Raw genomic sequence first — 25,276 nt, forward strand, 5'->3', positions numbered from 1 at the left:
CCACCACACCACCCGGCACACCCTCACCCGGCACCACCTGACCAGGCACAGACTGACCAGGCACACCCGACGCCTGAGCCGGCACACCCGACGAACCCGCCTGACCCGGACCCGGCTGAGACGAACCCGGAACACCGGGCCCACCGTCACCATTCGGCTGACCGGCCCCCGACTGGCCCGGCCCGGGAGAGCCGGACTGTCCCGGTCCAGGAGGCGGATTGCCAGGCTGACCCGGCACCCCACCCGGCCGCGGCCGCTGTTGATCCGTCCGGTTCGACCACGGCGTCACCGGCCCCGGCGGCGCCTCGGGATCCTCGCCGGTCTCTATCTGAGGCTCTACTTCTGTTGGCGGCATCGCTTACTCATCACATCCCATTGCCGAGCACTCGCTTCACCCGCACGTCGTTCGCGCTCGGGATGGGCAGTTCGACCAATCCACCGGTCGTCGCCCCGGTGGTGACGAGCCTGGTGTCGCTGACCGCGATGCCGACCTGGGTCGGCGCGTTGTTCCGAAAATTCCAGAACACCAGGTCGCCCGCCGAGACCGCGGCGGGATCCACCCGGTGACCACACGCACCTTGTGCGGCGAGGGTGCTCGGCAGCACGACGACCGACGCGTCGCCGAGCTCTCCGCATGCCCGCCGCGCCGAACCGCTCGATTGCCCCGCGCCCTCCGCAGCCGACGGCTGCGCCACCGTGCCCTCGGTGGTCGCGCATCGACCCGTCGTTTGCGCGGCCGAAGCCTGGTAGATCACCGATCTGGTGAAATCCGCGGCGTCTTCGTGGCCACCGGAGCCGTTGCGGGCTCCGCTCCCGGTCAGCCGCGCCAGCGCGAGCAGGCGTGCGCACTCCGCGCCGATGCCCGAATTACCGGTCAGCAAGGGAGGATCTTGACGCGGTGCGAATTTCATCGCTGTGGAGCAGGAACGCAGCCAATCGGAGGCGCTGGTGTCGTCCGGTGCGATGGTCAGTTCCGCGTACGGATTCGTGGTGGGAGCGGTGGTCACCCCGGCCGCGGTCGTCCTCGGTGCGGTCGGCCGTGCCGCCGTCGCGGCACGAGTGGGAGTCACGGTCACAGAGGGGTCGGGCCCTACCGCGCTGTCGCACTGATAGTGCAGGTCGGAGGCGATCGCCGAGGTCGCGCCGCCGATGATCAGCACCACGGCCACCAGCACCACGGACACGACGCCCACGGCTCCGAGCATCAGCCATATCCAGAACGGCAACACCATGAGCGTCCACAGACGTCCGATCATCGAGTACCTTTCTGTGAAGTCCGAACCGTCGCCCGATGCCGGGAACGCCGAGGCCTATCAGCGGCCCCGGACATTTCTGAACTGGTCGAGCAAGTTGGCCGGGATCGGCTGCAGCGGCTGCGCCGGGTTCGGCTGCGGAAGCGAGACCACACCCGTCGTATGCCGTTGCGCCTGCCACTGGTCAGTCTGGGCGGCCTTATCGATTTCCGACCGGAGCACACGAATCCGTTCGAAGTCGGTCGGATCCTCGGACACCCACCTGGTGGCCGCTTGCACCCGAAGCGCGTGCTCGTTCGCGATCCAGCTCCTCAATCGATCCGCGTCCACCTGACTCAAGTCCGCACCGTTCATCCTGAGTCTCGGAGCCGCGGCATCGGTGATCGGGCCGTCCACATGGGCTTGCAATGCTTGGACCCATTGCTTGGTCGGGTTGTCGATGTACTCCTGCCCGAGTGCACGGAGGTCGTCCGAAATCCGGACACCGCCGGGATAGTCGCCTCGGTACCGCGCCACACTGGCCTCCAGTCCGTACAACCGAGGTCTGGCCCATTCCGGATTCAGGTAGTCCCGCTCGAAGTGTTTGTGGGCAGCGAGGACGCGTCCGAGGTGCTTGGAGGCCAACGGCTCGTCGTCGGCGTGCCGGATGATATCCGCTCGCGCGATGGTCGCCTGTTGCCCTCGCATCCAGCCGAAACCTGCCATCCGGAGCGAGGACTGCACACCGCCCATCATGCCTGTCACGTGCGCGACGTTCTCCGCGGCGAAGGCGGCGGCTCGTTCACTACCGCGGCGCGACCGGGACCTGGCTATGCCGGACCGCGCGACATCAGCGGCGGACACGCGGTCGTACAGATTACCGTGCGCGGCCTCTCTCAGGTCCCGCGTCTTCAGGCTTCTCGCCTTGTTCCGCTTATCGATCTGATCCACTCGCGAGAAGGGATTCAACGGGTTGAGGCGCCCGCCCGCGAGCCATGCGGTGACCGGCGAGCTGTTGAGGGTGCTGAGCGCGCCGATCATGGCGAGCGGGGTCATCGAGTTCGCCGCACCCGAGTTGCCCATTCCCAACCCCATACCGAGTGGGCTACCGGCGCCGGCGCCGGCGCCCTGCCCGGCCACACCGGACTGTATCGCCGCACCGATGCGGTTGACCACCCAATCGTTCGCCTCGTCGAAATTCCTGCTGATGCGGCGCAACTGCACGATGGCGATGACTTCCACGCCCGCACCGATGACGAAGACCACCATGACCTGGTCGCCCGCCGATCGGAACAGACTGCCCAAGAACAGCTCGTAGAAGCCGAGGAAGATCACGAAGAATGCCATCTTCCCGGCGGACATGAAGCCGTGCACCACGCAACGGACGGTGAACGTCTGCGTCGGACCATAGATGTATCCACCCGCGGCGAATCCGAAGATCGTCATGAACCCGTAGTAGACGAGATCGAGGACCGCCCACATGATCTTGATGGACAAGTACGCGGCGAAGGCCAGGAGAATTATCGCGCACAGCAGCAACAGCAGACCGGCTCCGATCTGGCCGATGCTCGGATTCTGGGACGCGGCGTACGCGGCGCCGTCGCCGCACGATTTCAACCCGTTCTTCACCCGGTCTTCGTCACCGGCCATCATGCCGGCCGTCCACATCGCCCGGCAGGAGGGGTTCTTGTCCACGACGTGCCCGAAGTTCCACACCTGCAATGGCAGGCGTGCGAAATTGTCCGCCATACTCGTCTGCAGGGTGGGAAGCAACTGATTCGGATTCGGGTTGCTGTTCCCGTTCAACCCCGCGGCGACCGACAGCCCCAGATCTCGTCCCTGTACCAGCAATCCGTGGTCGGACAGGGCTTCGGACAGCGGATCGGCCAGGAATACCGTCCCGCCGATCGCGACGATCACCATCATGATGACTTGCCACGCGGCCTTGGCATGGTAACCGCGCACAATGAAATACCCGACGAAGAACGCGCCGATCGCCACCGCCGTCGCCGCCATCAACGGCGTCGCGATTTGCGCCGTGACGTTCGTCGCCATCCCTCGCAACGGCGCACTGAACAGGTTCATCCAGCGGAAATCCAGCGTCTGATCGGGGAGCCAGAGCCCGGCCGTCACCAAGGTCAGCCACGGCACGAAGACGATGATCAGCAGCCCCCACAGCAACATATTCCCCGGATTGAGCACTCCGCCGCGATCGGTGACGAACGTATAGCTCGAGACATTGACTCCGTGGGAGTCTTTGATATTCATCCAGCTGGTCGCACTGTTGGGTGCGGAGGTCTGCGCCAATGTGCCGTTCTGCGCGATGGATACCGCATGGATGAAGCCCGGGAACACGAACAGCACGAAGAGCGCGATGAGGATCCAGGCGATCCGGCGGCGACGACGAGACGCGGCGACCCAGGTCCGGAACCGTTGGAATGCTACCTGCGGCCGCCAACGTTCTGTATCCCAGAATTGCGGTTCCCAGGGCATCCCGAAGGAAGGCTGATCTTTCCGAATGCCGGAGGCGCGCAAAGATCTCATCAGCGTACCGATCGCTCCGGCAGAACCGAACGCGTGCCGCTGACGCTGGTCGGGGTGCTGGTGATCGCCGCGGCCCGGTCCGAGCGCGCCGGACCAAGGACTTTGCCGCGACCGATGCGGTTCAGCGCGTCACGCATGAACATCTCGCCTCGACGCTCCTCGGGAATCTGGCGGCCGGGTCCGACCGGCGGCGAGGTCTCCTCCCGGAGGATCTGCAACAGGAACGGCGCTTCGTCCAGATCCACGCCCAGCCACTCCAAGCTGTTGCGCGCCAGCGTCTCGTCGCGCTGGCGGAAGACGAACCGGTTCGGGATGAGGTTGTGCGCCGCGCCCTGGAAGTCGGTGGCCGGGTCGTGCGAGGCCAGCCCGATCGCCGCCAGGTGCTTACGGCCGTCGCGGCTGAAATCCGAGGTGACCGCCGAGCCGACCTGCGTCTGCGTGAAGTGGTGCGCCTCGTCGCCGACCAGCAGGCCGAATCTGCCGTTGTCGGAGAGGAATGCCTCCCGCGCCGCGACGCCGACCAGTTCGTACAGCGCGGTGCCGAGCCGTTTGGTCAGCGGCAACCGGTTGTACAGGTGCGGGGTGGTGAGTTCCTCGGCGGTGGGCAGTTGCAGGTGGTGGCTGCGCACGACGGTCGCGGCGGCATCGAGGCGCAGCGGTCGCAGCTCGGGATCGAACAGCACCGGAACCCGTTCTACCACGGTCCCGAGCCGCGCTGCGAGATCGGCGTACTCCTCCCCGCGCTCGGGGTGCTCTCGTAACCGGCGCACGACATGGAACAGATCGAGCAGGCTTTTGATCTTGTGCTCGGCCATGCCTCTCGGGGAGAGCAGGTTGCTCGCCGCGGCGCCGGCGCCTGAGGTCGGTGACAGATCCAGCAGCGGAAGAATCGAGTCCAGTGCACGTTCGCCCGCGATCCGGGGGCTGAACAACCGCAGTGGATCGAGCGACACTGTGGGATTGGCCAGGTCGATGATGACCGCGTCGTCGATCGACTGGGCGAAATGCTCCCATTCGCCGACCTGACTGCGGTCGATGGCGAGGAACTGGCCGCCCATGTCGTGTACGAGCACCGCCATCAGCTTGAGGAAATACGACTTGCCCGAACCGAGTTCGCCGGTCACCGCGAACGAGGCGGACAGGTCGTGCAGCGCGGCCTCCATGATGCCGAAGTGGATCGGCTCGAAATGGCCGGACAGCAGGTTGACCCCGATCACCGGCCCGCTGTCGTCACCGATCTGACTGGTGGTGAACGGTACGAAGCCGGCCCACATGTCCGAGGGGACGATATGTGCGAAGTCATCGAAAGCCCGGCGCGGCGGGCTACCGGGGATCAGCATCGACCACAGGTCGACTTGCGCGCCGACCGGAGCGGTCATGTCGACCTGGAACCGCTTGTAGCGACGCTTGAGTGTGTTGACCGCGTCCATCGTGGCGTCGCGCGAGGGTCCGCCGATGGCGATCACAGTGGTGAACGAGACCTCCGATTCACCGCCGTTGACTTCGAAATGATGGTTGTATTCCCCGAGCATCTGCGCTTTCGAAGCGAGCGTGTTCTGCGCGAACGAGACCTCCTGGTCGCGCTGATCCATCTGCTCGCCCAGCCTGCGCAAGCTGAGTTCGTTGTTCTTGAGCACCAATTCGGCGGGTTTGGTCGAGATCCGCATGCCCCAGTCCACGGTGACGTCACCGAGGCCCTCCAGCACGTTGAGGAACTCACTGCCGCCGGGAAACGTCATGCCCGCGTAGGGGAACGAGTGGGGCGTCAGCATTGCCTGATACGACGGGCGGTACTCGAAATCTGGTTGCACCACCTTGATCACGGGGACGAACGACGGCCGGATACGCCGGTTGCTGTCGGCCTGGGCTCCCTCGTCGAGCGCGGCGGAGCGGAACACCGCTGCTGTCGCGTCGTCGAGCGCGCCCGCTCGGGTGGGCGCCACCGGGTCCCCGGCCGCGCCGCGCGAGAGGTAGTGCTCCCAGAGCCATTGGAACAAGGCCGCGGGCACCGGCACCGGGTCGAAGTCACCGCCGATCCTGGACAGGATCTCGTTGGCCTTGTCGTCGTACTCGTCCAGGTCGGCACGGGAGATCGCCGTCGCATCGACGGTGGTGGTGCTGCCGCGCCACAGGCGCGACAAGGCCGACATGCTGGAGTTGCTGGCTCCCACCGGAATGGACAGCAGGAAGATGCGGGTCTGCGGCATGATCGCGTGCACGCGCTCGTAGGAGGCGACCACCTCGTCGGCGTAGTCCTCGCACTCGTCCAGGTCGACGCCCTCCACCATCTTGGTGAGCACGTCGATCGTGTTGAGCCGCGCCTGGATGCCCAGCAGCAGCGAGCCGCTCGGCAAGCTGGTGACCAGCGCGTGGTGCGCCATCTTCACGTCGTACTTGTCGCTCGCCTTGCGCAGTCCATAGCCGAGCGGATTGATGAAGTAGGTGGCGGTGACCAAGCCGGAATGGGTGAACTGGAGATTGCCGCGAATCGCCGCGGTGGGCTGGAGATCTCGTCCTAGTGCCATCAGGGGCGTCCTCCGAGATCCGGGCCGTCGCTGTCGCCGTTGCCGTTACCGTTCAGCCGCCGCCACAGGTCGGTCGCCTTGCCGCCCCCGCTCATCACCTCGAGCAGCCGGACACCGGACTTCGGCTCGGCGGCCACCGCCGCGTCTCGGCGGTCGGGCAGCAGGAGGACCACCGTTTCCTCGATGAACATGGTGTGGCGCACCGAGTCACCGGTGATCGGCATGCCGGAGGCGGACACCGGCTTGCGGTAGACGACGAGCCTGCCCAGCCACCAGGCGCGAGAGGTCATCCGGACCCCGGTGTAGGGCACGAGTCCGAGTACGAAGACCGCGAGGATGGTCATCGCCAGACCCGCGATGAAGGTGACGGCCGGATTGACCGGGAAGGCCATCGCGCACACCGATGTCACCGACATCATCACCACGGCGGCGGCGACTTGGGGCAGGGTGTAGGGGCCGAACGGAAGTTTCTGCCCGTTCTGCGCCTTGCCGATCATCGTGGGCACACGTTTGATCGGCGTGAACACCTTGATCACTTGGGTCATCGATACCCACCGATAGGGTGATCGGGGACGATGAGGTTGGCGTCCGTTCGCGCGTAATTGATGGTCGTAGGCAGAATCCAGATCACCACCCCAGCCATCAACCCCGACCCGAAGACGACGATGATCCTCGCGGGCGAAAGCCTGGATTTCGCCGCCTCGGAAATCACCACGCCGATCGTGACGATGGCGATGATGATCATCCCGCCCCACCGGACAAAGATCAGGATGCCATAGAGGATGTTGCTCAGATTACCCATCGGGCTGCCTCTCGGATCAGTTCTGCGTCGCCGGCGGAATCGTCACCGACGGCGAGGAAGACGAGGTCGAAGTGGGCGGCGCTCCGCCGCGCGAATCTTGACCGACGACCACCGCCAGCGGGCTCGACAAGGCGGGAATCGGATCTATGGACACCACCTGCCACTGGCCCGCGTTGCGGATCATGGTGAGCGGGTAGGCCAGTGTCGCGGCGGCGCCGGTGTCGGCTTTGGGGTTGACGGTGGCCAGCACTTGAGCTTTCGCACCGCCGGAACCGCAGCTCGAATCGTCCGTGGTGAGCGAGGTCAGCTCGACCGAGGTGAAGGGAGGCGGCTTCAATGCGGCCAGCCCGGCATCCGGAGTGGTGTAGCGGGCCACGTCGCCGTTTCCGGCCAGCATGGCGCTCAAGAAACCCGCGGCGACCTGGCCGAGCGGAGTGTCCGGTGCGCAGGGCGCGCCGTAGGCCAGCTTGAGATCGACGCCCTTCGCCGGAGGCTGGACCACCGCCGGCGTCGACAACGCACGCAGCCGTCCATCCGACACCGACACCGCGACGCGGTAGAACTGCCGATGATCCGGTGCGGCGGCGGCGCCGGCTTTGCCGACTCGCACCGACACCGTCACCGACCAGACATCGACCGCACCCGTCGAGACCACACGCGACACATAGGCGACCGACGGGTCGGACACCTGACGCGCGGACGAAGGCAAGGTGATCTGCTGATTGGAGCCGACGAATTCGCCGATCCGATCCTGTTGTCCCGCAACGGCAGTCAGATATGTGACGACGAACTGCTCGGCGAAAGAGCCGGCCAATTGCGCGCGCCCGACAATTGCCGTCGTCGAAGCGTCGGACGGCGGAGGCGGAGGCGAGTCGAAGACACTGAGAATCGCGTGGCCGCCGCCGAGTACGGCGAGTACCGCCAGTACGGCGACCACAATGTTGTCGCGACGGCGGCGGGCGGCCATCCGGCGAAGCAGTGCCTCACCCGAATCTGCCGGTCCACGAACCACTGTCCTCACTCTCGAAATGGTAGAGAGCACAGACGTTGTTAACCGGCCGGTAGTTCCCAGTCGTGGGAATCAATCGTCAGCAGGCCGGGCTGCTTTTCATCCTGCCCGCCAGCCAATGCCGCAATTGTTCGTCATAGCCGATCGGCGCGCTGCGCTGTCGCGGCTCGAGCACCTGGCGATGGGTTTCCAGCAACGGAACGTCGTCGGCGACCCGGACCAACTGGGCGATCGCCAGTTGTCTGCTGGAGTACCCGGGATAGGGGTACAGGAGCAGTGAGGTGGGCGTGTAACCGCCGCCGTAGTTGAGTACCCGCAACGTCACGCCGCAGCTGTCGCCCGACCGCAGCCGGTCGGCGAGTTCCGCCAATCGGACCCGGTCCTCGGGATGGAACACGTCGACGGGCCGGAAGAGATAGTCCCACCGAACCCACGGCGCGGGATCGGTGAGCCAGTGCGAAATGCTGGTGTGCTCGAGCTGCACCACGGCCAGATGCGTACCCGCTCGGCGGTGCGCCTCGCGCAACCCGATGCGCTCCAGGGTCGGCCACGCCGACGGCGCGTTCTCCGACGTCACGTCCTCGATCAACCACCAGGCGCCGCGCGTGCGCTCGTCGTCGCGGGCGCGAATGGTGATCCGCCACTGAGCCGGGCGGCCGAATCCGTGCATCACCGTGGTGTCGAATTGCATCCGCTCACCGGGCTTGGGGTCGTAGAGCAGATCGAGCATCTCCGCGTGCCGGTCGAAGCTCGACACCCGATGGAACAGTTCGGCGATCGACATCCTCGGGACGTATTGCTCCGCGGTACTGCCGGACAGCCGTGTGATGCCGCTCGGCTGCTGGATGGTCTGACTGCTCAGGTCCCAGATGGCGCCCACCGCCGGGCGCGACGCGGGCACCCGCTCGGACGCGGGGCCGAGCCACAGCCGTACCGCGTGCACGTCACCCGCCGGGCCGAAGATGGGGCGGATGAGCAGTTGATGCCTTCCCGCGCGCGTCTGAACGGCCAGATCCACGTCCTGCGCTTGGTCGTGCGCGGTATGGATGGCCTCGGTCAGCGCCGCGGTCGTGAGCTTGTCGTACAGTGCGGGCATCTTGGACAGCGTTCGCTGCAAAACCCGCTGCCAGCTCGCGAACTCACGCGGTGCATCCCCCACCGACGCCACGGACATGCCGTCCGGCGCCAACGTCTCGATAGTCACCCATGGAATCACTGCGCCACTTCGCTTCGCACTTGCCCGACCAGCCGTTCCTCCGGGTCCGCCTCAACCCGGATGAGACATCTTGTGACTCAGGCAATGTACCGTTATTTAGCGGCTCAATCAACCTGCGACATCGCCGCCCGTTCCCACGAAGTCTGCAACACGTTCACGAGACACGCGTAGGCGTGTTCATTTTGTTCAAGTTAAGTTCGGGAGAAGTCCTCCTCGACCGGCGCGCAGCGCAACGGCACATCGAGCGCAAACCGGCGTACAAGATCAGCGAGTGCCGCAGGACAAGGCCTACGGCATCCATCTGGCTAATGCAACGCGCGACCCGATCTCGTTCATAATCAGCGCATTACGCCACTGCGTGATTGATCAGGCAGTCATCCCGGACAAAGCGAGCACACCCGCGCCCATAATCGTCGCGACATCGCCGAGCTGCGAAGGAACGACCCGCAATCCGGGCAGGAAGCTCAGCCTGGCGTGGGTGGCCACCGCCTCGCCGAGCGGTTTCCACAGTGCCGGCCCCGCTTCGGCGAGCGAGCCCCCGAGCACGACGAGGTCGAGGTCGAGCAGCGCCGCCACCGAGGCGATCGCCCGGCCGAGCGCCGTGCCGGCCCGGCCGAGCGCCGCGGCGGGAATGTCCTCGCCCACGCGGGCAGCATCCAGCAATTCCGGCACCGTAGCACCCGCCCAGCCCTGCTCCCGAGCCCAGCGCACCATGGCCAGGCCACCGGCGACCGCCTCCAAGCACCCGCGTCCGCCGCAGTCGCACCTTTCGTCGAAGCCGGGAACCAGGACATGACCTACGTGCCCGGCGTTCCCGGTCCGCCCCACCACGACGAAGCCGCCGACGGCGACCCCGCCGGTGATGCGTTCGGAGACGCCGAGCACCAGGCTGTCCATCACTCCGCCGGTCGAGCCGAAATTTCGCTCCGCCAGCGCGAGACAGACGCCATCGAGCGCAAGGGGAACCCGCGCTTTCGGAAACAGCTTGCGCGCGGCTTCCACGATGCCGAAACCGGTCCGCCACTCCGGAACATCGGAGGGGGCGATCACCCCGGCCGCCATATCGATCGGCCCGGCCGAAGCGATGCCGAGATCGGTGACCTCGGCCCCGCCCGCGACCTCGAGCAGCAGTTCCTGGCATTTGGCCCAGGCGCCCGCCGCCGGAATCGGAATCCTCCGGATGTCGTCGGTGTCGACATCGTCTGCGATCCGGCTCGCGGCGAACCCCGACGCCCCGATCTCCAATGCCAGCACTGTCATGAGTTACGCACCACCGAAGGACTCGACTCGGAAAACTGCACGCAGCATAGTCACAGACCGTCGGTGCCGGTCGGCTTGAGGGGCTGCCCGAGCACGATGTGCCGTCGGGGCGCGGGAAGAGTGGATACGGTGCGCAGCGGACGCGGTCCGGTGCGGATGATCCGCATAGGTCGCTTGTGATCTATCGGCGCGGCACGGTGGCGGTCCAGGTTCTCGATGACGCCGCCGGAGTTGTCATAGGCGACACCGGCCCAGATCATCGCGCGAGGACCGTCACCGCGAGTGGTGAGCGCCTGCGCCAACTGCTGGCACTGTGCGAGCAAGGGGCAACTCTGACAGGTGCGCACCGCTGCTCGCCAGGCATCCGGATTCCCGGTGTCCATGTCCCAGTTGTCCGGGACGTCGGCGCACGGGGGCCGCTGGTTCGACTTTGCCGGAATCGACGAGACCTTTGCTGACGCAATGGATCCCGTGTCCATCGGAAGGGTTCGCATAATGCTCATAGCCATCTCCGGGGATGCCGAGCACACACCTCTGGCAGGTGCGTGGCCCATGGATCGGACGGTCATCAGGGCTGCTCAACAGTCCCCGGAACCCAGCCGCGATAAGCTGGTCTACGCACGGTAGCCCACTGTTGCCCAGCACACAACCTCTTGTACCGCTATGTAACGGCTCGTTGACCTTGAAGCAACACCCAGCTACCGTCTTTAACGGCACGTTATGAAACGGACCATTTTCCACGGAGGCCCGACTATGGTTTCCTTTTAAACATGGCTGCAGACTCTGAATTCACGATCGACGAACTGGCACGGGCAGCCGACACCACCGTGCGCAGCGTCCGCGTGTATCACGAGCGAGGTCTCCTGCCCTCGCCGGAGGTGCGCGGGCGGATCGGGTACTACGGGTCGGACCACCTCAACCGCCTGCAAACGATCAGCCGCCTGCTCGGGCGGGGTATGAAGCTGAACGGGATCAGGGAGTTGCTGGAAGCCTGGGACCGCGGCGACGGACTTGCCGACGTACTCGGCGTCAAGAACGCGAGCGCGGCCGAACCGGATTCGGAAGCCACCACCGAGCCACAAGACAGCTACGCCGAGTTGCCGGAATACGCCAAGCAGGCGCTGGCCTCCAGCGAGGACCCACTCGAGGCTTACCGGGTCACGAATCCGCGGTGCTGCGACCTGGCCACCCGGCTGACCGACACCGGGCTGCCGATGCAGGACACGTTCCAGTTGGTCGAACGCCTGCGCGCCGACTGCGACCGCATCGCCGACCGCTTCGCCACCGAATTGTTCTACCGCCTCGCCGGGCAGACCTATGAGGAATCCGCGCGGACTCCGCGGGACCGCACCAAGCTGGAGACCGACCTGGCGATCGCCCGGCTGATCGTCACCCGCGCCACCTCCGAACTGATCGACCAGGCGTTCGCGCGGCACTCCGAACTGCCGCCGTCCACGGTGGCCTCCAGCCCTCAGGCACAAGTCGAGCAGTGATGACGCGGTCGCGAACCGACCGCTTCCTTATTTCCACCCGACACTGTCGAATACTTACGTAGACATTCGCATTCGGGCTTTTCGAACAGTCGCCGCGGGCGAATGACTTGTAGCCCAGTTCCGGTGCATCGAACACGACGGCCGGCGAATCGCCGAACATACCTACGTATGAACAGTGCCGAGGAGTTGCCGCAAGATACCTCGACGGCGACGCGGCACATCTCCCTCGACCCCGCGCGTCCACCCTGACCGCCCTCCGACACGGGCGAAACGCGCTGGGATGCGTAGGTATACCGATCCAGAGACGGCGGAGCTGCCGCCGCTACCGACGAGACCCGAGGACGAATCCCGCCCCCGAACGATGGTCGGGGTGACAGGATTTGAACCTGCGACCCTCCGCTCCCAAAGCGGATGCGCTACCAAGCTGCGCTACACCCCGTGGCCCTCGCGGCGGCGGGGCGGCCGCCGACGAGGATGAATGCTCCGTGGAGCGGGTGACGGGAATCGAACCCGCACCATCAGCTTGGAAGGCTGAGGTTCTACCATTGAACTACACCCGCAGGCATACGACACCGATGGGATCGCCACGATGTCGTGTGCGATCCGACTGTACCGAACCCTGCTTCCGAAACGCCAATCAGCCCCCCGCGCAGCGCGATCTCGCAGGTTGCCCACCGGAGCGCTCCAGGGTTGCCGCGCCCAGTGTCGCACGGCGGGCCCTGCGGTACACGGTGACGCGCTCGCCAAAAATTTTAAAGGGTGTTTTTCATTGAAACTCTGGCGTGTCGGATTCCGGTGGGCGAAACTCGAATGACACACTTGTCACTCCAGGAACATCGCTCGAGGGATTCCGATGAGGACCGCACGACTCGCCGCCACGGTCGACACGCTCGGCGTGTCACCGAGTCACGGCCGCGCCGCCGGGAGCGTCTCGACGTGGCACACCCCGAGACGAGGTCCATCCCGCGAACCCTCGGCCGATCGCACAGCAACCCCGGGTGGACGGCTACCCCGGGAACACTCCGCACACCCATTCCGAACTCGACAGGGAAGACGAGGAGGTCGCGTGCGAGAACAGATTCTCGTGAAGCAGTCGGCGCCAGGCCGGGCCGGGCCGTCGCCTGCACTCGCGCGCCGCTCTCCGCGCACCCCCCACAGCGTGTCGCCAGCGCGTCGCGGCGCGATTTTGCAGCGAACGGGAATCGGGTGTAACACCAACGCGACGGGAACGATCACATACCCGATCGCCATTCGCGAGGCATCGAGAACACGTTGCAAATCGGCCCTTTTCGATGCCGAGTGGCTTGCTAGGATCCTTTTTGCCGGACGGGGGTATCTGGAAAGGGGGCGGTGAGCGTGCGCCGAACCAGGTGGACACAACCGCGTAGCAGTGGGAACGATCAAGGTGACGCCGGCACCTGTGTGACTACAGGGCACCTCGGTACCGACGTCACCCACACCGGGTGAGTCCGATGTCGACCGACATCGAGCCCCCGGTAGCCAGCATGGCCCGAGCCTGGGCCCGTGCGGTCTGCGCCGAGCCCGGTTCGGGCGCGGCGCCCCAGCAGTTGGAACCGGCGCTGATCGAGATCGTCGAGCGCTTGCTCAGGCTCGCCAGGTCCGAGCCTTTCCCGGTGCCCGAAGCACGGATGCTCGGCGCCCGGCTCGCCGAGGCGCCGTTCGACCGGATACGGATGCTGGCGCAGGCCACGCGCTGGCTGCTCGGTTTCCCCTCCGGTGCGCCAGGTTCCCTGGTAGCCACACGCTGGCCGTTCATCGCCAGCCAGGCCATCGACAGTTACGCCCAGGCGCTGCAGGAGCGCGCCCTCGCCCAGCAGGAGCAGAACCTGTCGGCGAAGGTGTCGCTGCGGGTGCAGGAGATCGCCGCGTTGCAGCACCGGCTGCGCCACGAGGCCACCCACGACGCGCTCACCGACCTGGCCAACCGGACGCTGCTGCAGGACAAGGTGCGCCTGATGGCCACCGACCCGACCCGCGGCGTCGGACTGCTGCTGATCGACCTGGACCGGTTCAAGCAGATCAACGACGGGTACGGACATGCGATCGGCGACGAGGTGCTGGTCGAACTGGCCGGCAGGCTGCGCGAAGCCTGCCCGCCGGACACGGTGATCTGCCGGTACGGCGGCGACGAGTTCGTGCTCGCGACCAACCCGCGCCACAACAACCTCGGCGACCTCGCACATCGGATCGTGGCCGCCTTGCGTGACCCGGTCTGGTCGTCGGCGGGGCCCGTTCCCGTGTCGGCCAGCGTCGGCACCGCCTACAGCCCGCCGGGCAGCCCGGTCGATTTCACCGATCTGCTGCGCCGAGCCGACCGCGCGATGTACTCCGCGAAGACGGCCGGCGGCCGGCGCTTCGCCCTCGCGGACGAGCCGGACATCGACACCGCCGTCGCAGGCTGACCCGGGCGACCGGCGGCCGGTCCGGGTCAGCCGGGCTGACAGGTGGGGCACCAGAAGAGATTTCGGGCCTCCATCACCTGATGGGCGATCGGGGTCCCGCACAGCCGGCAGGGGGCGCCCTGGCGGCGGTAGACGTAGGTGCGCGGACGATCCGTGGCGTACGAGGGCTCGCCGTGATCATCTTCGGGCCGCACCACGACCATCTTCCCGACGCGCACCCCCACCCGCATCAGCGCGACGAGATCGGACCACATCCGCGCCCATTCGCCTGCGGACAATCCCGTGCCGGGGCGATGCGGCGAGATCCGATGCCGGAACAACAGTTCCGCGCGGTAGACGTTACCGACCCCGGCGACCACCTGCTGGTCCATCAGCAGCGCGCCGATCGGCCTGCGGGAGCGATGGATGCGCCGCCACGCCCGGTCTGGGTCGGCGCCGCGGCGCAGCGGGTCCGGGCCGAGCCGGTCGGTGAGCGCCGCGACCTCCGGCGGCAACAGGATCTCGCACGCGGCGGGCCCGCGCAGGTCGGTGGCGAAGCCCGGCCGCCCGTCCGCACCCCCGAACATGCGCATCCTGACCTGGCCGACCGGCTCGCCCATCGGCAACTCGGCTTCGGTGAAGCTGCCGTACAGGCCCAGATGCACGTGCACGACCAAGCCCGAGTCGTAGTAGTGCAGCAGATGTTTGCCCCACGCCTCGGATTTCCTGAGCACCTGCCCGTCCACTCGGGCCGCGCCCGCGGCGAACTTGCCCTGCGGGCTCGACACGCGCACCACACCGCCCGCGAGGCGACGCTGATGCAACCGCGCGAGACGGTGCAGCGTATGTCCTTCCGGCACAGCCGGCTACGACCTCCGTGCGCTCAGTACGCGGGAACCGCCGGGGGGACGCCGGTCTTCTCGTACTCGGCCAAGATGTCGATGCGCCGCTGGTGGCGCTCCTCGTCCGACCATGAGGTGGCGACGAACGCGTCCACGATGGCCAGCGCTTCCTCGGTCGAATGCATGCGGCCGCCGATGCCGATCAGTTGCGCGTTGTTGTGCTCACGGGCCAGCTTCGCGGTCTCCACGCTCCAGGCCAGCGCGCAGCGGGCACCGGGCACCTTGTTCGCGGCGATCTGCTCGCCGTTGCCGCTGCCGCCGAACACCAGACCGAGGCTGCCCGGGTCGGCCACCGTCCGGCGGGCCGCCTCGATGCAGAAGGCGGGGTAGTCGTCGAGCGCGTCGTACTCGAGGGCGCCGCAGTCGACGACCTCGTGGCCCGCCTGCTCCAGATGGGCCTTGACGTGATTCTTCAGTTCGAAACCGGCATGATCGGCACCCAGGTAAACGCGCATGGCAGGCATTGTGTCAGGCGGCCTCGGCGCGGGCGGCAAGAGGGCATCCCCGGCGATCGACACCGCGGGGGGCCTGCGCGAATCGACCGATACGCCAGTCGTGTTCGCGGCCACCGGGCCCGGCACCCGACCGACGCGCCAGCCCCGTTCCCGGCAACTGAATAGAGTTCATCCCATGCAGCCGTTCGAACCCCAGCCGCCCGACCAGGCGGGCCGACAGGCCGACCCATATGCCCAGCAGGGCGGGTGGGTCCCGGCTCAGGACACGCCCGCCGCACCCTACGGCCGGCCGTACACCTCGGGCTCGTATCCGGCCGCTCCCGCATATCCGGCGCCATACGGGTCCTACCCCGGCGTTCCGGCGCCGCCGCCCGCGCCGCCGCAGCGGCAGCCCCGCGGTCTGTCGCCCTTCGGCATGCCCGCCCGGCACAGCTGGGAGATCCCGATGCTCGTCGTCGTGGTGGTGCTGACCGTGTTCGCGTACCTGATCGCGCTGGCGCTGCTAGCGACCGGCAACTTCGACCAGTACGTGCTGGCGTTCGCGGCCGCTCCGCTGTTGCTGTGGTTCGGCCGCGGCATCAACTACGCGGGCCAGCGGGTCAACGGCGTACGAATGTCGCCGACCCAGTTCCCCGAGGGCTACCAGATGGTGGTGGACGCCGCCGCTCGCTTCGGCATGGCGAAGGTGCCGGACGCGTACGTGGTGCTCGGCAACGGCCAGATCAACGCGTTCGCCAGCGGACACGGCTTCCGGCGCTACGTGGTGGTCTACAGCGACCTGTTCGAGATCGGTGGCGCGGCACGCGAACCCGACGCGCTGGCGTTCATCATCGGGCACGAGGTCGGCCACATCGCGGCCGGGCACACGTCGTATTGGCGGCAGCTGGGCATGTTCCTCGTGCCGTTCCTGCCGATCATCGGCAACAGCCTGATCCGCGCGCAGGAGTACACCGCCGACAACCACGGTTTCTGCAACCGGCACACCGGGGCGTCCGCCGCCATGGGCACCCTGGCCGCGGGCAAGTACATGAACAGGCTGGTCGGCTTCGACGAGATGGCCGATCGGGCGGTGGTCGAGAAGGGATTCTTCGTCTGGATGGTGAACGCTTTGTCCAGCCATCCGGTGCTCACCTGGCGGATGTGGGCGCTGCGCGATCGCAGCAGGCACGGAAAACTGTTCCTGCGCCCCGCGCCGCCCGCGGGTGCCGGAGTGCCCGCGAACGGCTACGCGAGTTCCTACGGTCAGGTACCGGCGAGCCCGCCGAAGTCCGTGCTGTGACCGGGCGCCGCACGGCGGCACCCGCGCACAGTGCTCAGTCGAACGACGGATCCTCCGTCCGGGTGCGCTTCAGCTCGAAGAAGTGCGGGTAGGACGCCAGCGCCACGGCGCCGTCCCAGAGCTTGCCCGCTTCCTCGCCGCGCGGGATCCGGGACAGGACCGGGCCGAAGAACGCGGTCCCGTTGATGTGGATGGTCGGAGTGCCGACATCCGGCCCCACCTTGTCCATGCCCTCGTGGTGGCTCTTGCGCAGCGCCTCGTCGTAATCGGTGCTCTCGGCAGCCGCGGCCAGTTCGGCGGGCAGGCCCACTTCCGCGAGCGAGTCGGCGATCACCGCGGCGAGGCTCTCCTTGCGGCTCTCGCGCTCGTACTCGGCACGCCGGTTGTGGATGCGCGTGCCCATCGCGGTGTACAGCGGCAGCAGGACCTTGTCGCCGTGCTCCTGCGCCGCGGCGATCGCGACGCGGACCGGGCCCCAGCCCGTGGCGAGCAATTCCTGGTACTGCGGGGAGACGTCCTTGCCCTCGTTCAGCACCGACAGGCTCATCACGTGGAAGCGGGCTTCGATGTCACGAACCTGCTCGACCTCGAGAATCCAGCGGGACGTGATCCAGCACCACGGGCACAGCGGGTCGAACCAGAAATCGGCGACGTCCTTGGCGGCTTTGTCGGTCACGGGCGGCTTCCTCTCGATCACATGCGGACGGACGGCGCACACACTCGGCCGCCCTACCGAGCAACCACGGCGGCTCGCGATTCGTTCCCATCCGCCGGGCCGTTTTCCCGAGCCACGCGCACGGCTGCCAGTAGGGTTGATCGGCAGGAGCTTGGTTCCCTTCGGAGAAGGAGTCCGCGATGAGTTCTGACCGGCGTTTCGTCATCGTCGGCGGTGGGCTGGGCGCGGCCAAGATCGCGGAAACGTTGCGAGCCAAGGACTTCCAGGGAACCGTGACGCTGATCGGGGCCGAGGAGCACCTGCCCTACGAGCGGCCGCCGCTGTCGAAGGAGCATCTCGCCGGGAAGAAGGCGCTGCCCGAGTTCATCGTCGTTCCCGCGCAGTGGTACCGCGACCATCATGTCGAAGTCCGCCTCGGCACCACCGTCACCGGACTCGACCCCGCGGCGAAGACGATCACCCTGCCCGACGACTCGACCGTGCCCTACGACAAGCTCGCACTGGCCACCGGCTCTACGCCGCGGACGCTGTCGATTCCGGGCGCCGACGCGCCCAACGTGTACACGTTGCGGACCATCGAGGATTCCGACACCTTGATCGAACTGTTCGGCAGCGCGCGCCGGATCGTCATCATCGGAGCGGGCTGGATCGGTCTGGAGGTCGCGGCGGCGGCGCGCTCGGCCGGCGTCGAGGTGACCGTCGTCGAACGCGCCGACCTGCCGCTGCTTGCGGTGCTCGGCCCGAAGATGGCCCAGGTGTTCGCCGACCTGCACCGTGCCAACGGGGTCGATTTCCGGTTCGGCGCCCAAGTCGACGCGATCACCACCGAGGAGGCCATCGCGACCGACGTCGCCAACGGCGTCCGGCTCGCGGACGGCAGCACGATCGACGCCGACGCGGTACTGGTCGCTGTCGGCGCACGCCCCAACGTCGATCTGGCCGCCGACGGCGGGCTCGCGGTGGACGACGGCGTGCTCGTCGACGAGCGCCTGGCCACCAGCGATCCGGACATCGTCGCGGTCGGTGACATCGCGGCGCAGCAGCATCCGGTCCTCGGCAGGCGGATCCGGGTGGAGCATTGGGCGAACGCGCTCAACCAGCCCGCGGTCGCCGCCGCGACCATGCTCGGCGAGCAGGCCGCCTACGATCGGCTGCCCTACTTCTTCACCGACCAATACGACCTGGGCATGGAGTACACCGGGTACGCCGTGCCGGGCGAATACGCCCGAGTCGTCGTGCGCGGCGATACGGCGGCCCGTGAGTTCGTGGCGTTCTGGCTGGACTCCGGCAATCGGGTGCTCGCCGGGATGAACGTCAACGTCTGGGACGTGACCGACCGGATCAAGGAACTGATTCTCGCGGGCGACCCGGTCGACCCGGACCGGCTGGCCGACACCACCACCTCGCTGTGATGTGGATCACCGACAAGATGGGTCGAATCCGCGCGCGGGGCTCCGACCTCCTCATGAGCGCCACCGGGGCGCTCCACGCGGCCGAACGCCGGAAAAGAGGACACGAATCATGAAGTACATGCTGCTGAAGACCCACCGGGCCACCGCGTACTGCGACACTCCGATCAACGAATGGTCCCCGGAAGAGATCCGAGCGCACATAGACTTCCAGCGCGCGCTGGGTGCGCAGTTGGCCGAGGCGGGCGAGCTGGTGGACGCGCAGGGGTTGGCCGGGCCGGACGAGGCGCGGATCGTCAGTTCCGACGGCCGGTCGGCGCCGGTGGTCACCGACGGGCCTTTCCCGGAGACCAAGGAGTTCCTGGCGGGGTACTGGATCGTCGACGTGGACAGCCCCGAACGGGCCTACGAGATCGCCGCGCAGGCCTCCGCCGCACCCGGCCCGGGCGGTAAACCGATCGGCGAGTACATCGAAGTTCGCGCGGTGATGGGCGCCCCCGCCACCGAGCAATGAGCGACCGGCGTGCGGTGCCCGACGACACACCGCTCCCGGCGAGCACCGAGGACCTGCTGCGCGCATTGGCGCCGCAGGTCCTCGGAACGCTCGTCCGCCGGTTCGGCGACTTCGACACCGCCGAGGACGCGCTGCAGGAAGCGCTGCTGGCCGCCGCGACCCAGTGGCCGCGTGAGGGCCTGCCGGACAATCCGCGGGCGTGGCTGATCCAAGTCGCGCAGCGCCGCATGGCGGACGCCGTGCGTGCCGAGGTGGCCCGTCGGCGCAGGGAAACCACGGCGTTCGATCGCGAAGTGTCCGACGCCGTCCCGGTGGACCACGACGACACGCTGACCACGCTGTTCCTGTGCTGTCACCCGGCACTGTCACCCGCCGCCGCCATCGCGCTGACGCTGCGCGCGGTGGGCGGCCTGGGCACCGACCAGATCGCCCGCGCCTTCCTCTTGCCGGAAGCGACGATGGCGCAACGGATCACTCGGGCGAAGAAGAAGCTGGCCACGGTCGAGCGGCCCTTCGCTCAGCCGGGTGACCAGTGGTGGCGGGAGCGGCTCGATGCGGTCCTGCACGTGGTGTACCTGATCTTCAACGAAGGTCATACCAGCAGCTCGGGGCCCACATTGCAGCGGACGGACCTGTCCGACGAAGCGATCCGGCTCACCAGGGCGGTGCACCGGCTGCTGCCCGACGACCCCGAGGTCACCGGCCTGCTCGCGTTGATGCTGCTCACCGACGCCCGGCGCGCGGCGCGCACCGGCCCGCACGGCGAACTGATCCCGCTGGCCGAGCAGGATCGCGCGCGGTGGGATCGGGCGCTGATCACCGAAGGAACGACGCTCGTCACCGGCACCCTGGCGGGCGGCCTGCGTGGCCCCTATCAGATCCAGGCGGCCATAGCGGTCCTGCACGCGCAGGCCGCGCGTTCCGAGGACACCGAGTGGACCAAGATCCTGGCGCTGTACGACCGGCTCGAACAGCTCTCGGACAATCCGATGGTGACGCTCAACCGCGCGGTGGCGACGGCGATGGTTGCGGGGCCGGAAGCCGGTCTCGCACTGGCCGAGGCCCTCGACGACCGGCTGCCGGGAACCCACCGGCTCGACGCCGTACGCGGTCACCTGCACGAGGTGGCCGGTGCGGTGGACGCGGCCATCGGTTGCTACACCAAGGCCGCCGCGCGCACGACGAGCGTCCCCGAACGCGACTACCTCACGATCCGCGCGGCGCGGCTGCGCCACGAAGCGCGTGCGGATCTCACCGGGTGAGCCAGGTGCCGCAGCGCTTCGGGTATTCACCGTCCGTGGGTTGCGACCCGGGCAGCTCGGCACGGATGTCCGCGCTGGCTCGCAACGATTGGCAGGAACAGTGCACAGTGATGCCGAGTGGTCCTGGGAAGCGGCTACTGCGGGCGGCGCGCCGGGCAGCGGCGGGCGAGCACGCGCGGGCGATCGTAACGGGGCAGACTACGCGGTGTGGCAGGCAAACACAGTGCGGGAGTCCTTCTCTTCCGCCGGAACTCCGACGGCGCCGTCGAGGTTTTGCTCGGACATATGGGTGGTCCGTTCTGGGCGCGAAAAGATCTGGGCGCGTGGTCGATCCCGAAAGGCGAGTACGAACCGGAGACGGAGGACGCACGCTCCGCGGCGAGCCGTGAGTTCACCGAGGAACTCGGACTGCCGGTCCCGGACGGCACGTGGCGGCCCCTGGGCGAGGTGCGCTACAGCAGCGGCAAGAAGATTCTCACCGTCTGGGCCGTCGAAGGCGATCTCGACCCCGCCGCCGTCGTGCCTGGAACCTTCGAGCTGGAATGGCCGCCGCGCTCCGGCCGGTTCGCGGAGTTCCCGGAGATCGACCGCGCGCAGTGGTTCGACACGGCCACCGCACGCGACAAAATGGTGGCCGGCCAGCGGCCCTGTGTGGACCGCCTGGCCGAGCTGCTCACCGACTGAGCGTTACCGCGGCGCGCCCGCCCAGGCCCTGCCGGTGATGAGTTCGTAGGCTTCCACATACTTCTGGCGCGTCGCCGCGACGACATCGGCCGGGATCTCCGGGCCGGGCGCCTCCTTGTTCCAGCCCGTGGAGGTGGACCAATCGCGAACGAACTGCTTGTCGAACGAACGCTGCGCGCGGCCCGGCTCCCACTCGTCGGCGGGCCAGAAACGCGAGGAGTCGGAAGTGAGCACTTCGTCGCCGAGGGTGAGCACATCACCATCCCAGCCGAATTCGACCTTGGTGTCGGCGACGATGACACCACGTTCGGCGGCGTGCGCGGCCCCGCGGGCGTAGAGGTGCAAGGTCAGCTCGCGCAGCCGGTCGGCGACCTCGCGCCCCTCCTGGTGCACCACGTCCGCGAAGGTGATCGACTCGTCGTGCCCCTCGGACGCTTTGGTGGTCGGTGTGAAGATCGGCTCCGGCAGCTTGTCGCCCTCGCGCAGGCCGGGCGGCAGCGCGACACCGGACACCGAGCCCGTCCGCCGGTACTCCACCAGCCCCGACCCGGTCAGGTAACCGCGCGCGATGCACTCCACCTGAACCATCTTCAGCGGCTTGACCCGGATACCGCGACCGGCGAACTCGGCGGGCACGTCGGTCGCGGAGATTACGTGGTTGGGCACGTCGGCGAAGTACTCGAACCACCAATTCGACAGCTGCGTCAGCAGTGCGCCCTTGTCCGGGATCGGCGTCGGCAGCACCACGTCGTACACCGACACCCGGTCGGAGGCGACCAGCAACAGCGTGTCGCCGTCCTCGTACAGGTCACGCACCTTCCCGGCGTGCACATGCTTCAACGTCGAGCCTCCGAATCCGTGATGGTGCACCTGCGCTGTACCAGGCACAATACCGCCGCCTCCGAGCACGGCCGTCGCGCCGTCCGCGTCGCGCCGCCAAGCCGGCGCGCAAAGGCCCCCGGACATCGGGGCCGGTCGGGAAAGTCCCGCGCGGGCCGCCACGCCGAGGTGGCATTGTGGGTGTCGCCCGTGCCAGTTCTTCGACCCCGAAGGAGCCTTATGTCCGCACCCAATCTCACTCGCGACCAAGCGATCGAACGCGCCGCGACAGTGTCGGTCGAGAACTACCGCGTCGAGCTGGACCTCACCGACGGCGCGGGCGAACCGGGCGAGCAGACCTTCTTCTCGCGCAGCACCGTGACCTTCACCGCGACGCCGGGCGCGAGCACGTTCATCGACATCGTGGCGCGCGGCGTGCGCTCCGCGGTGCTCAACGGCACCGCCCTGGACGTCTCCGGCTACGACGAGTCGACCGGGATCACGCTGACCGGCCTGGCCGAGCACAACGAGCTGGTGGTGGAAGCCGACTGCGAGTACTCGCACACCGGCGAGGGCCTGCACCGGTTCGTCGATCCCGCCGACGACGCCGTGTACCTGTACTCGCAGTTCGAAACCGCCGATGCCAAGCGGATGTTCGCCTGCTTCGACCAGCCCGACCTCAAAGCCACCTTCGACCTCGCCGTCACCGCACCGGCGAACTGGCAGGTCATCTCCAACGCCGCCGTCGTGCAGACGCTCGCGCCGGAGCCGGGCAGGCACGTCTTCCGCACCACCCCGAAGATGAGCACCTACCTGGTCGCGCTCATCGCGGGCCCGTACGCGCGATGGACCGACGTCTACACCGACGAGCACGGCAACATCCCGCTGGGCATCTACTGCCGCGCCTCGCTGGCCGAGTACATGGACGCCGAGCGGCTGTTCACCGAGACCAAGCAGGGTTTCGGCTTCTACCACCGGAACTTCGGCGTGCCGTACGCGTTCGGCAAGTACGACCAGCTGTTCGTCCCCGAGTTCAACGCGGGCGCGATGGAGAACGCGGGCGCGGTGACCTTCCTGGAGGATTACGTCTTCCGGTCCAAGGTCACCCGGGCGTCCTACGAGCGCCGCGCCGAGACCGTGCTGCACGAGATGGCGCACATGTGGTTCGGCGACCTGGTCACCATGAAGTGGTGGGACGATCTGTGGCTGAACGAGTCGTTCGCCACCTTCGCGTCGGTGCTGTGCCAGTCCGAAGCCACCGAATACACCAGCGCGTGGACCACCTTCGCGAACGTGGAGAAGTCCTGGGCCTACCGGCAGGACCAGCTGCCCTCCACCCACCCGATCGCCGCGGACATCCCCGATCTCGCCGCGGTCGAGGTGAACTTCGACGGCATCACCTACGCCAAGGGCGCCAGCGTCCTCAAGCAGCTCGTCGCCTACGTCGGCCTGGAACCGTTCCTGGCCGGTCTGCGCGCGTACTTCGCCGATCACGCCTACGGCAACGCCACCTTCGACGACCTGCTGTCGGCGCTGGAGAAGTCCTCCGGTCGCGATCTGTCCACCTGGGGCGCGCAGTGGCTCAAGACCACGGGGCTGAACATTTTGCGCCCGGACTTCGAGGTGGACGCCGAGGGGAAGTTCAGCTCCTTCGCGGTGGTGCAGGAAGGCGCGCAGCCCGGCGCCGGTGAGCGGCGCGTGCACCGTCTGGCCATCGGCGTGTACGACGACCAAGACGGAAAACTGGTGCGCACGAAGCGCGTCGAGCTCGACCTCGACGCCGCCGACCGGACCGAGGTGCCCGAGCTGGTCGGTGTGCCGCGCGGCAGGTTCGTGCTGGTCAACGACGACGATCTCACCTACTGCTCGATCCGGCTCGACGCCGATTCGCTCGACGTGCTGGTCAATCGCATCGCCGACATCGCGGAACCGCTGCCGCGCACGCTGGCCTGGTCGGCGGCCTGGGAGATGACCCGCCAAGCCGAGTTCCGCGCCCGCGAGTTCGTCGCGCTGGTCGAGCGCGGCGTGGGCGCCGAGACCGAGATCGGTGTGGTGCAGCGGCTGCTGATGCAAGCCAACACCGCGCTGAGCAGCTACGCCGATCCGGAATGGGCAGCGGCCACCGGCTGGCCGGAATACGCGAACCGGCTGCTGGAACTGGCGCGCGAAGCCGAAGCGGGCTCCGACCACCAGCTCGCGTTCGTCAACGCGCTGACCGGCGCGAAGCTGTCGGCCTGGCACAGCGAGGTGCTGCGCGAACTGCTCGACGGCGATCCGGAGAAGGTCGGGCTGCCCGGACTTGTCGTCGACACCGACCTGCGCTGGCGGCTTCTCTCCGCGCTCGCCGCGGCGGGCGAGGTCGATGCCGACGGGCTGGACTCGCCGGTCATCGACCAAGAGCTGTCCAACGACCCGACCGCGGCGGGCAAGCGGCAGGCGGCCGCCGCGGCGACGGCGCGGCCGATCGCCGAGGTGAAGGAGCAGGCGTGGGCGACGGTGATGGGCGACGACTCGGTGCCCAACATCACCGCCCGCTCGATCGTCGGCGGCTTCGCGCCCGCCGGACAGGGTGAGCTGCTCACGTCCTACGTGGAGCGGTATTTCGCCGAGGTTCCCGGCGTCTGGGAGCGTCGCTCCAGTGAGGTCGCCCAGACCGTGGTGATCGGTCTCTACCCGCACTGGGCGATCAGCGAGGACGCGGTGGCCGTCGCGGACAAGTTCCTGGACGGCGAGCACCCTCCGGCGCTGCGCCGCCTGGTCAGCGAGGGTAAGGCGGGCATCGAACGCTCGCTG

21 protein-coding genes and 2 tRNA genes are annotated in these 25,276 nt (G+C 67.6%); 8 read left to right on the top strand and 15 right to left on the bottom strand.

What is annotated here, in order from left to right; genetic code table 11:
• Positions 1-365: 365 nt before the first annotated feature.
• The 9 genes from ACFU5M_RS28830 to ACFU5M_RS28870 all read right to left on the bottom strand — a co-directional run bounded on the left by ACFU5M_RS28830 (position 366) and on the right by ACFU5M_RS28870 (position 11,091).
• Positions 366-1,256, bottom strand: coding sequence for a hypothetical protein (locus ACFU5M_RS28830; protein ID WP_379054039.1), 891 nt, complete (start codon positions 1,254-1,256; stop codon positions 366-368).
• Positions 1,257-1,313: 57 nt separating this feature from the next.
• Positions 1,314-3,596: a hypothetical protein gene (locus tag ACFU5M_RS28835; RefSeq protein ID WP_379054040.1), complete on the bottom strand. Its 2,283-nt coding sequence runs from the start codon at positions 3,594-3,596 to the stop codon at positions 1,314-1,316.
• 179 nt (positions 3,597-3,775) lie between these two features.
• Complete coding sequence (locus ACFU5M_RS28840; RefSeq protein WP_379054041.1) at positions 3,776-6,301, bottom strand: ATP-binding protein; 2,526 nt, start codon at positions 6,299-6,301, stop codon at positions 3,776-3,778.
• Entirely contained in the window at positions 6,301-6,846 is a 546-nt protein-coding gene (locus tag ACFU5M_RS28845; protein ID WP_379054042.1) for a hypothetical protein, read from the bottom strand. The genes ACFU5M_RS28840 and ACFU5M_RS28845 overlap by 1 nt, the downstream gene beginning before the upstream one ends.
• A complete protein-coding gene (locus ACFU5M_RS28850) occupies positions 6,843-7,103 on the bottom strand; it encodes a hypothetical protein (RefSeq protein ID WP_039796594.1) in 261 nt (86 codons plus the stop codon). Before ACFU5M_RS28850 ends, ACFU5M_RS28845 begins: the two co-directional genes overlap by 4 nt.
• A gap of 16 nt (positions 7,104-7,119) precedes the next feature.
• Entirely contained in the window at positions 7,120-8,124 is a 1,005-nt protein-coding gene (locus ACFU5M_RS28855) for a conjugal transfer protein (RefSeq protein WP_379054043.1), read from the bottom strand.
• 67 nt (positions 8,125-8,191) lie between these two features.
• Entirely contained in the window at positions 8,192-9,316 is a 1,125-nt protein-coding gene (locus tag ACFU5M_RS28860) for a GAF domain-containing protein (RefSeq protein WP_379054044.1), read from the bottom strand.
• 378 nt (positions 9,317-9,694) lie between these two features.
• Positions 9,695-10,588, bottom strand: coding sequence for an ROK family protein (locus ACFU5M_RS28865; RefSeq protein ID WP_379054045.1), 894 nt, complete (start codon positions 10,586-10,588; stop codon positions 9,695-9,697).
• A gap of 50 nt (positions 10,589-10,638) precedes the next feature.
• Complete coding sequence (locus ACFU5M_RS28870) at positions 10,639-11,091, bottom strand: hypothetical protein (protein WP_379054046.1); 453 nt, start codon at positions 11,089-11,091, stop codon at positions 10,639-10,641.
• Between the two features lie 267 nt (positions 11,092-11,358).
• On the opposite strand from ACFU5M_RS28870, the gene ACFU5M_RS28875 reads away from it, so the two are divergent.
• The gene (locus ACFU5M_RS28875; RefSeq protein ID WP_379054047.1) at positions 11,359-12,081 is read left to right on the top strand and encodes a MerR family transcriptional regulator; all 723 of its coding nucleotides are present in this window, start codon (positions 11,359-11,361) and stop codon (positions 12,079-12,081) included.
• A gap of 362 nt (positions 12,082-12,443) precedes the next feature.
• On the opposite strand, the gene ACFU5M_RS28880 is transcribed toward ACFU5M_RS28875, so the two are convergent.
• Both ACFU5M_RS28880 and ACFU5M_RS28885 read right to left on the bottom strand, forming a co-directional pair.
• A tRNA-Pro gene (locus ACFU5M_RS28880) sits at positions 12,444-12,520 on the bottom strand.
• Between the two features lie 47 nt (positions 12,521-12,567).
• Positions 12,568-12,641 (bottom strand) — tRNA-Gly (locus tag ACFU5M_RS28885).
• 912 nt (positions 12,642-13,553) lie between these two features.
• Between ACFU5M_RS28885 and ACFU5M_RS28890 the strand changes: the two genes are divergently transcribed.
• Positions 13,554-14,504 carry a diguanylate cyclase domain-containing protein gene (locus ACFU5M_RS28890; protein WP_379054048.1) on the top strand — a complete coding sequence of 317 codons (951 nt, stop codon included), beginning with the start codon at positions 13,554-13,556 and terminating at the stop codon, positions 14,502-14,504.
• Between the two features lie 26 nt (positions 14,505-14,530).
• On the opposite strand, the gene ACFU5M_RS28895 is transcribed toward ACFU5M_RS28890, so the two are convergent.
• Both ACFU5M_RS28895 and ACFU5M_RS28900 read right to left on the bottom strand, forming a co-directional pair.
• On the bottom strand, positions 14,531-15,343 hold the full coding sequence (locus ACFU5M_RS28895; RefSeq protein WP_379054049.1) for an Fpg/Nei family DNA glycosylase: 813 nt from the start codon (positions 15,341-15,343) through the stop codon (positions 14,531-14,533).
• A 23-nt stretch (positions 15,344-15,366) separates the two neighbouring features.
• On the bottom strand, positions 15,367-15,840 hold the full coding sequence (locus ACFU5M_RS28900) for a ribose-5-phosphate isomerase (RefSeq protein ID WP_379054050.1): 474 nt from the start codon (positions 15,838-15,840) through the stop codon (positions 15,367-15,369).
• Positions 15,841-16,015: 175 nt separating this feature from the next.
• Here ACFU5M_RS28900 and ACFU5M_RS28905 point away from each other — a divergent pair, with 175 nt between their 5' ends.
• A complete protein-coding gene (locus ACFU5M_RS28905; RefSeq protein ID WP_379054051.1) occupies positions 16,016-17,119 on the top strand; it encodes a M48 family metallopeptidase in 1,104 nt (367 codons plus the stop codon).
• A gap of 34 nt (positions 17,120-17,153) precedes the next feature.
• Here the strand turns inward: ACFU5M_RS28905 and ACFU5M_RS28910 are convergent, their stop codons facing one another.
• Positions 17,154-17,795, bottom strand: a complete 642-nt coding sequence (locus ACFU5M_RS28910) for a disulfide bond formation protein DsbA (protein WP_379054052.1) — start codon at positions 17,793-17,795, stop codon at positions 17,154-17,156.
• A 179-nt stretch (positions 17,796-17,974) separates the two neighbouring features.
• Between ACFU5M_RS28910 and ACFU5M_RS28915 the strand changes: the two genes are divergently transcribed.
• The 4 genes from ACFU5M_RS28915 (at position 17,975) to ACFU5M_RS28930 (ending at position 21,664) form a co-directional block, all read left to right on the top strand.
• Positions 17,975-19,207, top strand: coding sequence for an NAD(P)/FAD-dependent oxidoreductase (locus tag ACFU5M_RS28915; protein ID WP_379054053.1), 1,233 nt, complete (start codon positions 17,975-17,977; stop codon positions 19,205-19,207).
• 109 nt (positions 19,208-19,316) lie between these two features.
• A complete protein-coding gene (locus ACFU5M_RS28920) occupies positions 19,317-19,718 on the top strand; it encodes a YciI family protein (RefSeq protein ID WP_379054054.1) in 402 nt (133 codons plus the stop codon).
• On the top strand, positions 19,715-20,980 hold the full coding sequence (locus tag ACFU5M_RS28925; RefSeq protein ID WP_379054055.1) for an RNA polymerase sigma factor: 1,266 nt from the start codon (positions 19,715-19,717) through the stop codon (positions 20,978-20,980). The genes ACFU5M_RS28920 and ACFU5M_RS28925 overlap by 4 nt, the downstream gene beginning before the upstream one ends.
• A gap of 207 nt (positions 20,981-21,187) precedes the next feature.
• On the top strand, positions 21,188-21,664 hold the full coding sequence (locus tag ACFU5M_RS28930) for an NUDIX domain-containing protein (RefSeq protein ID WP_379054056.1): 477 nt from the start codon (positions 21,188-21,190) through the stop codon (positions 21,662-21,664).
• A 3-nt stretch (positions 21,665-21,667) separates the two neighbouring features.
• Here ACFU5M_RS28930 and ACFU5M_RS28935 read toward each other — a convergent pair whose 3' ends face one another.
• Positions 21,668-22,504, bottom strand: a complete 837-nt coding sequence (locus ACFU5M_RS28935; RefSeq protein ID WP_379054057.1) for a phosphoribosylaminoimidazolesuccinocarboxamide synthase — start codon at positions 22,502-22,504, stop codon at positions 21,668-21,670.
• A gap of 219 nt (positions 22,505-22,723) precedes the next feature.
• Between ACFU5M_RS28935 and pepN the strand changes: the two genes are divergently transcribed.
• Positions 22,724-25,276, top strand: a 2,553-nt coding sequence (gene pepN / locus ACFU5M_RS28940) for an aminopeptidase N (protein ID WP_379054058.1), incomplete at its 3' end; no start/stop codon positions are given.

This window comes from Nocardia sp. NPDC057455, assembly GCF_042802775.1.
Lineage (GTDB): Bacteria > Actinomycetota > Actinomycetes > Mycobacteriales > Mycobacteriaceae > Nocardia.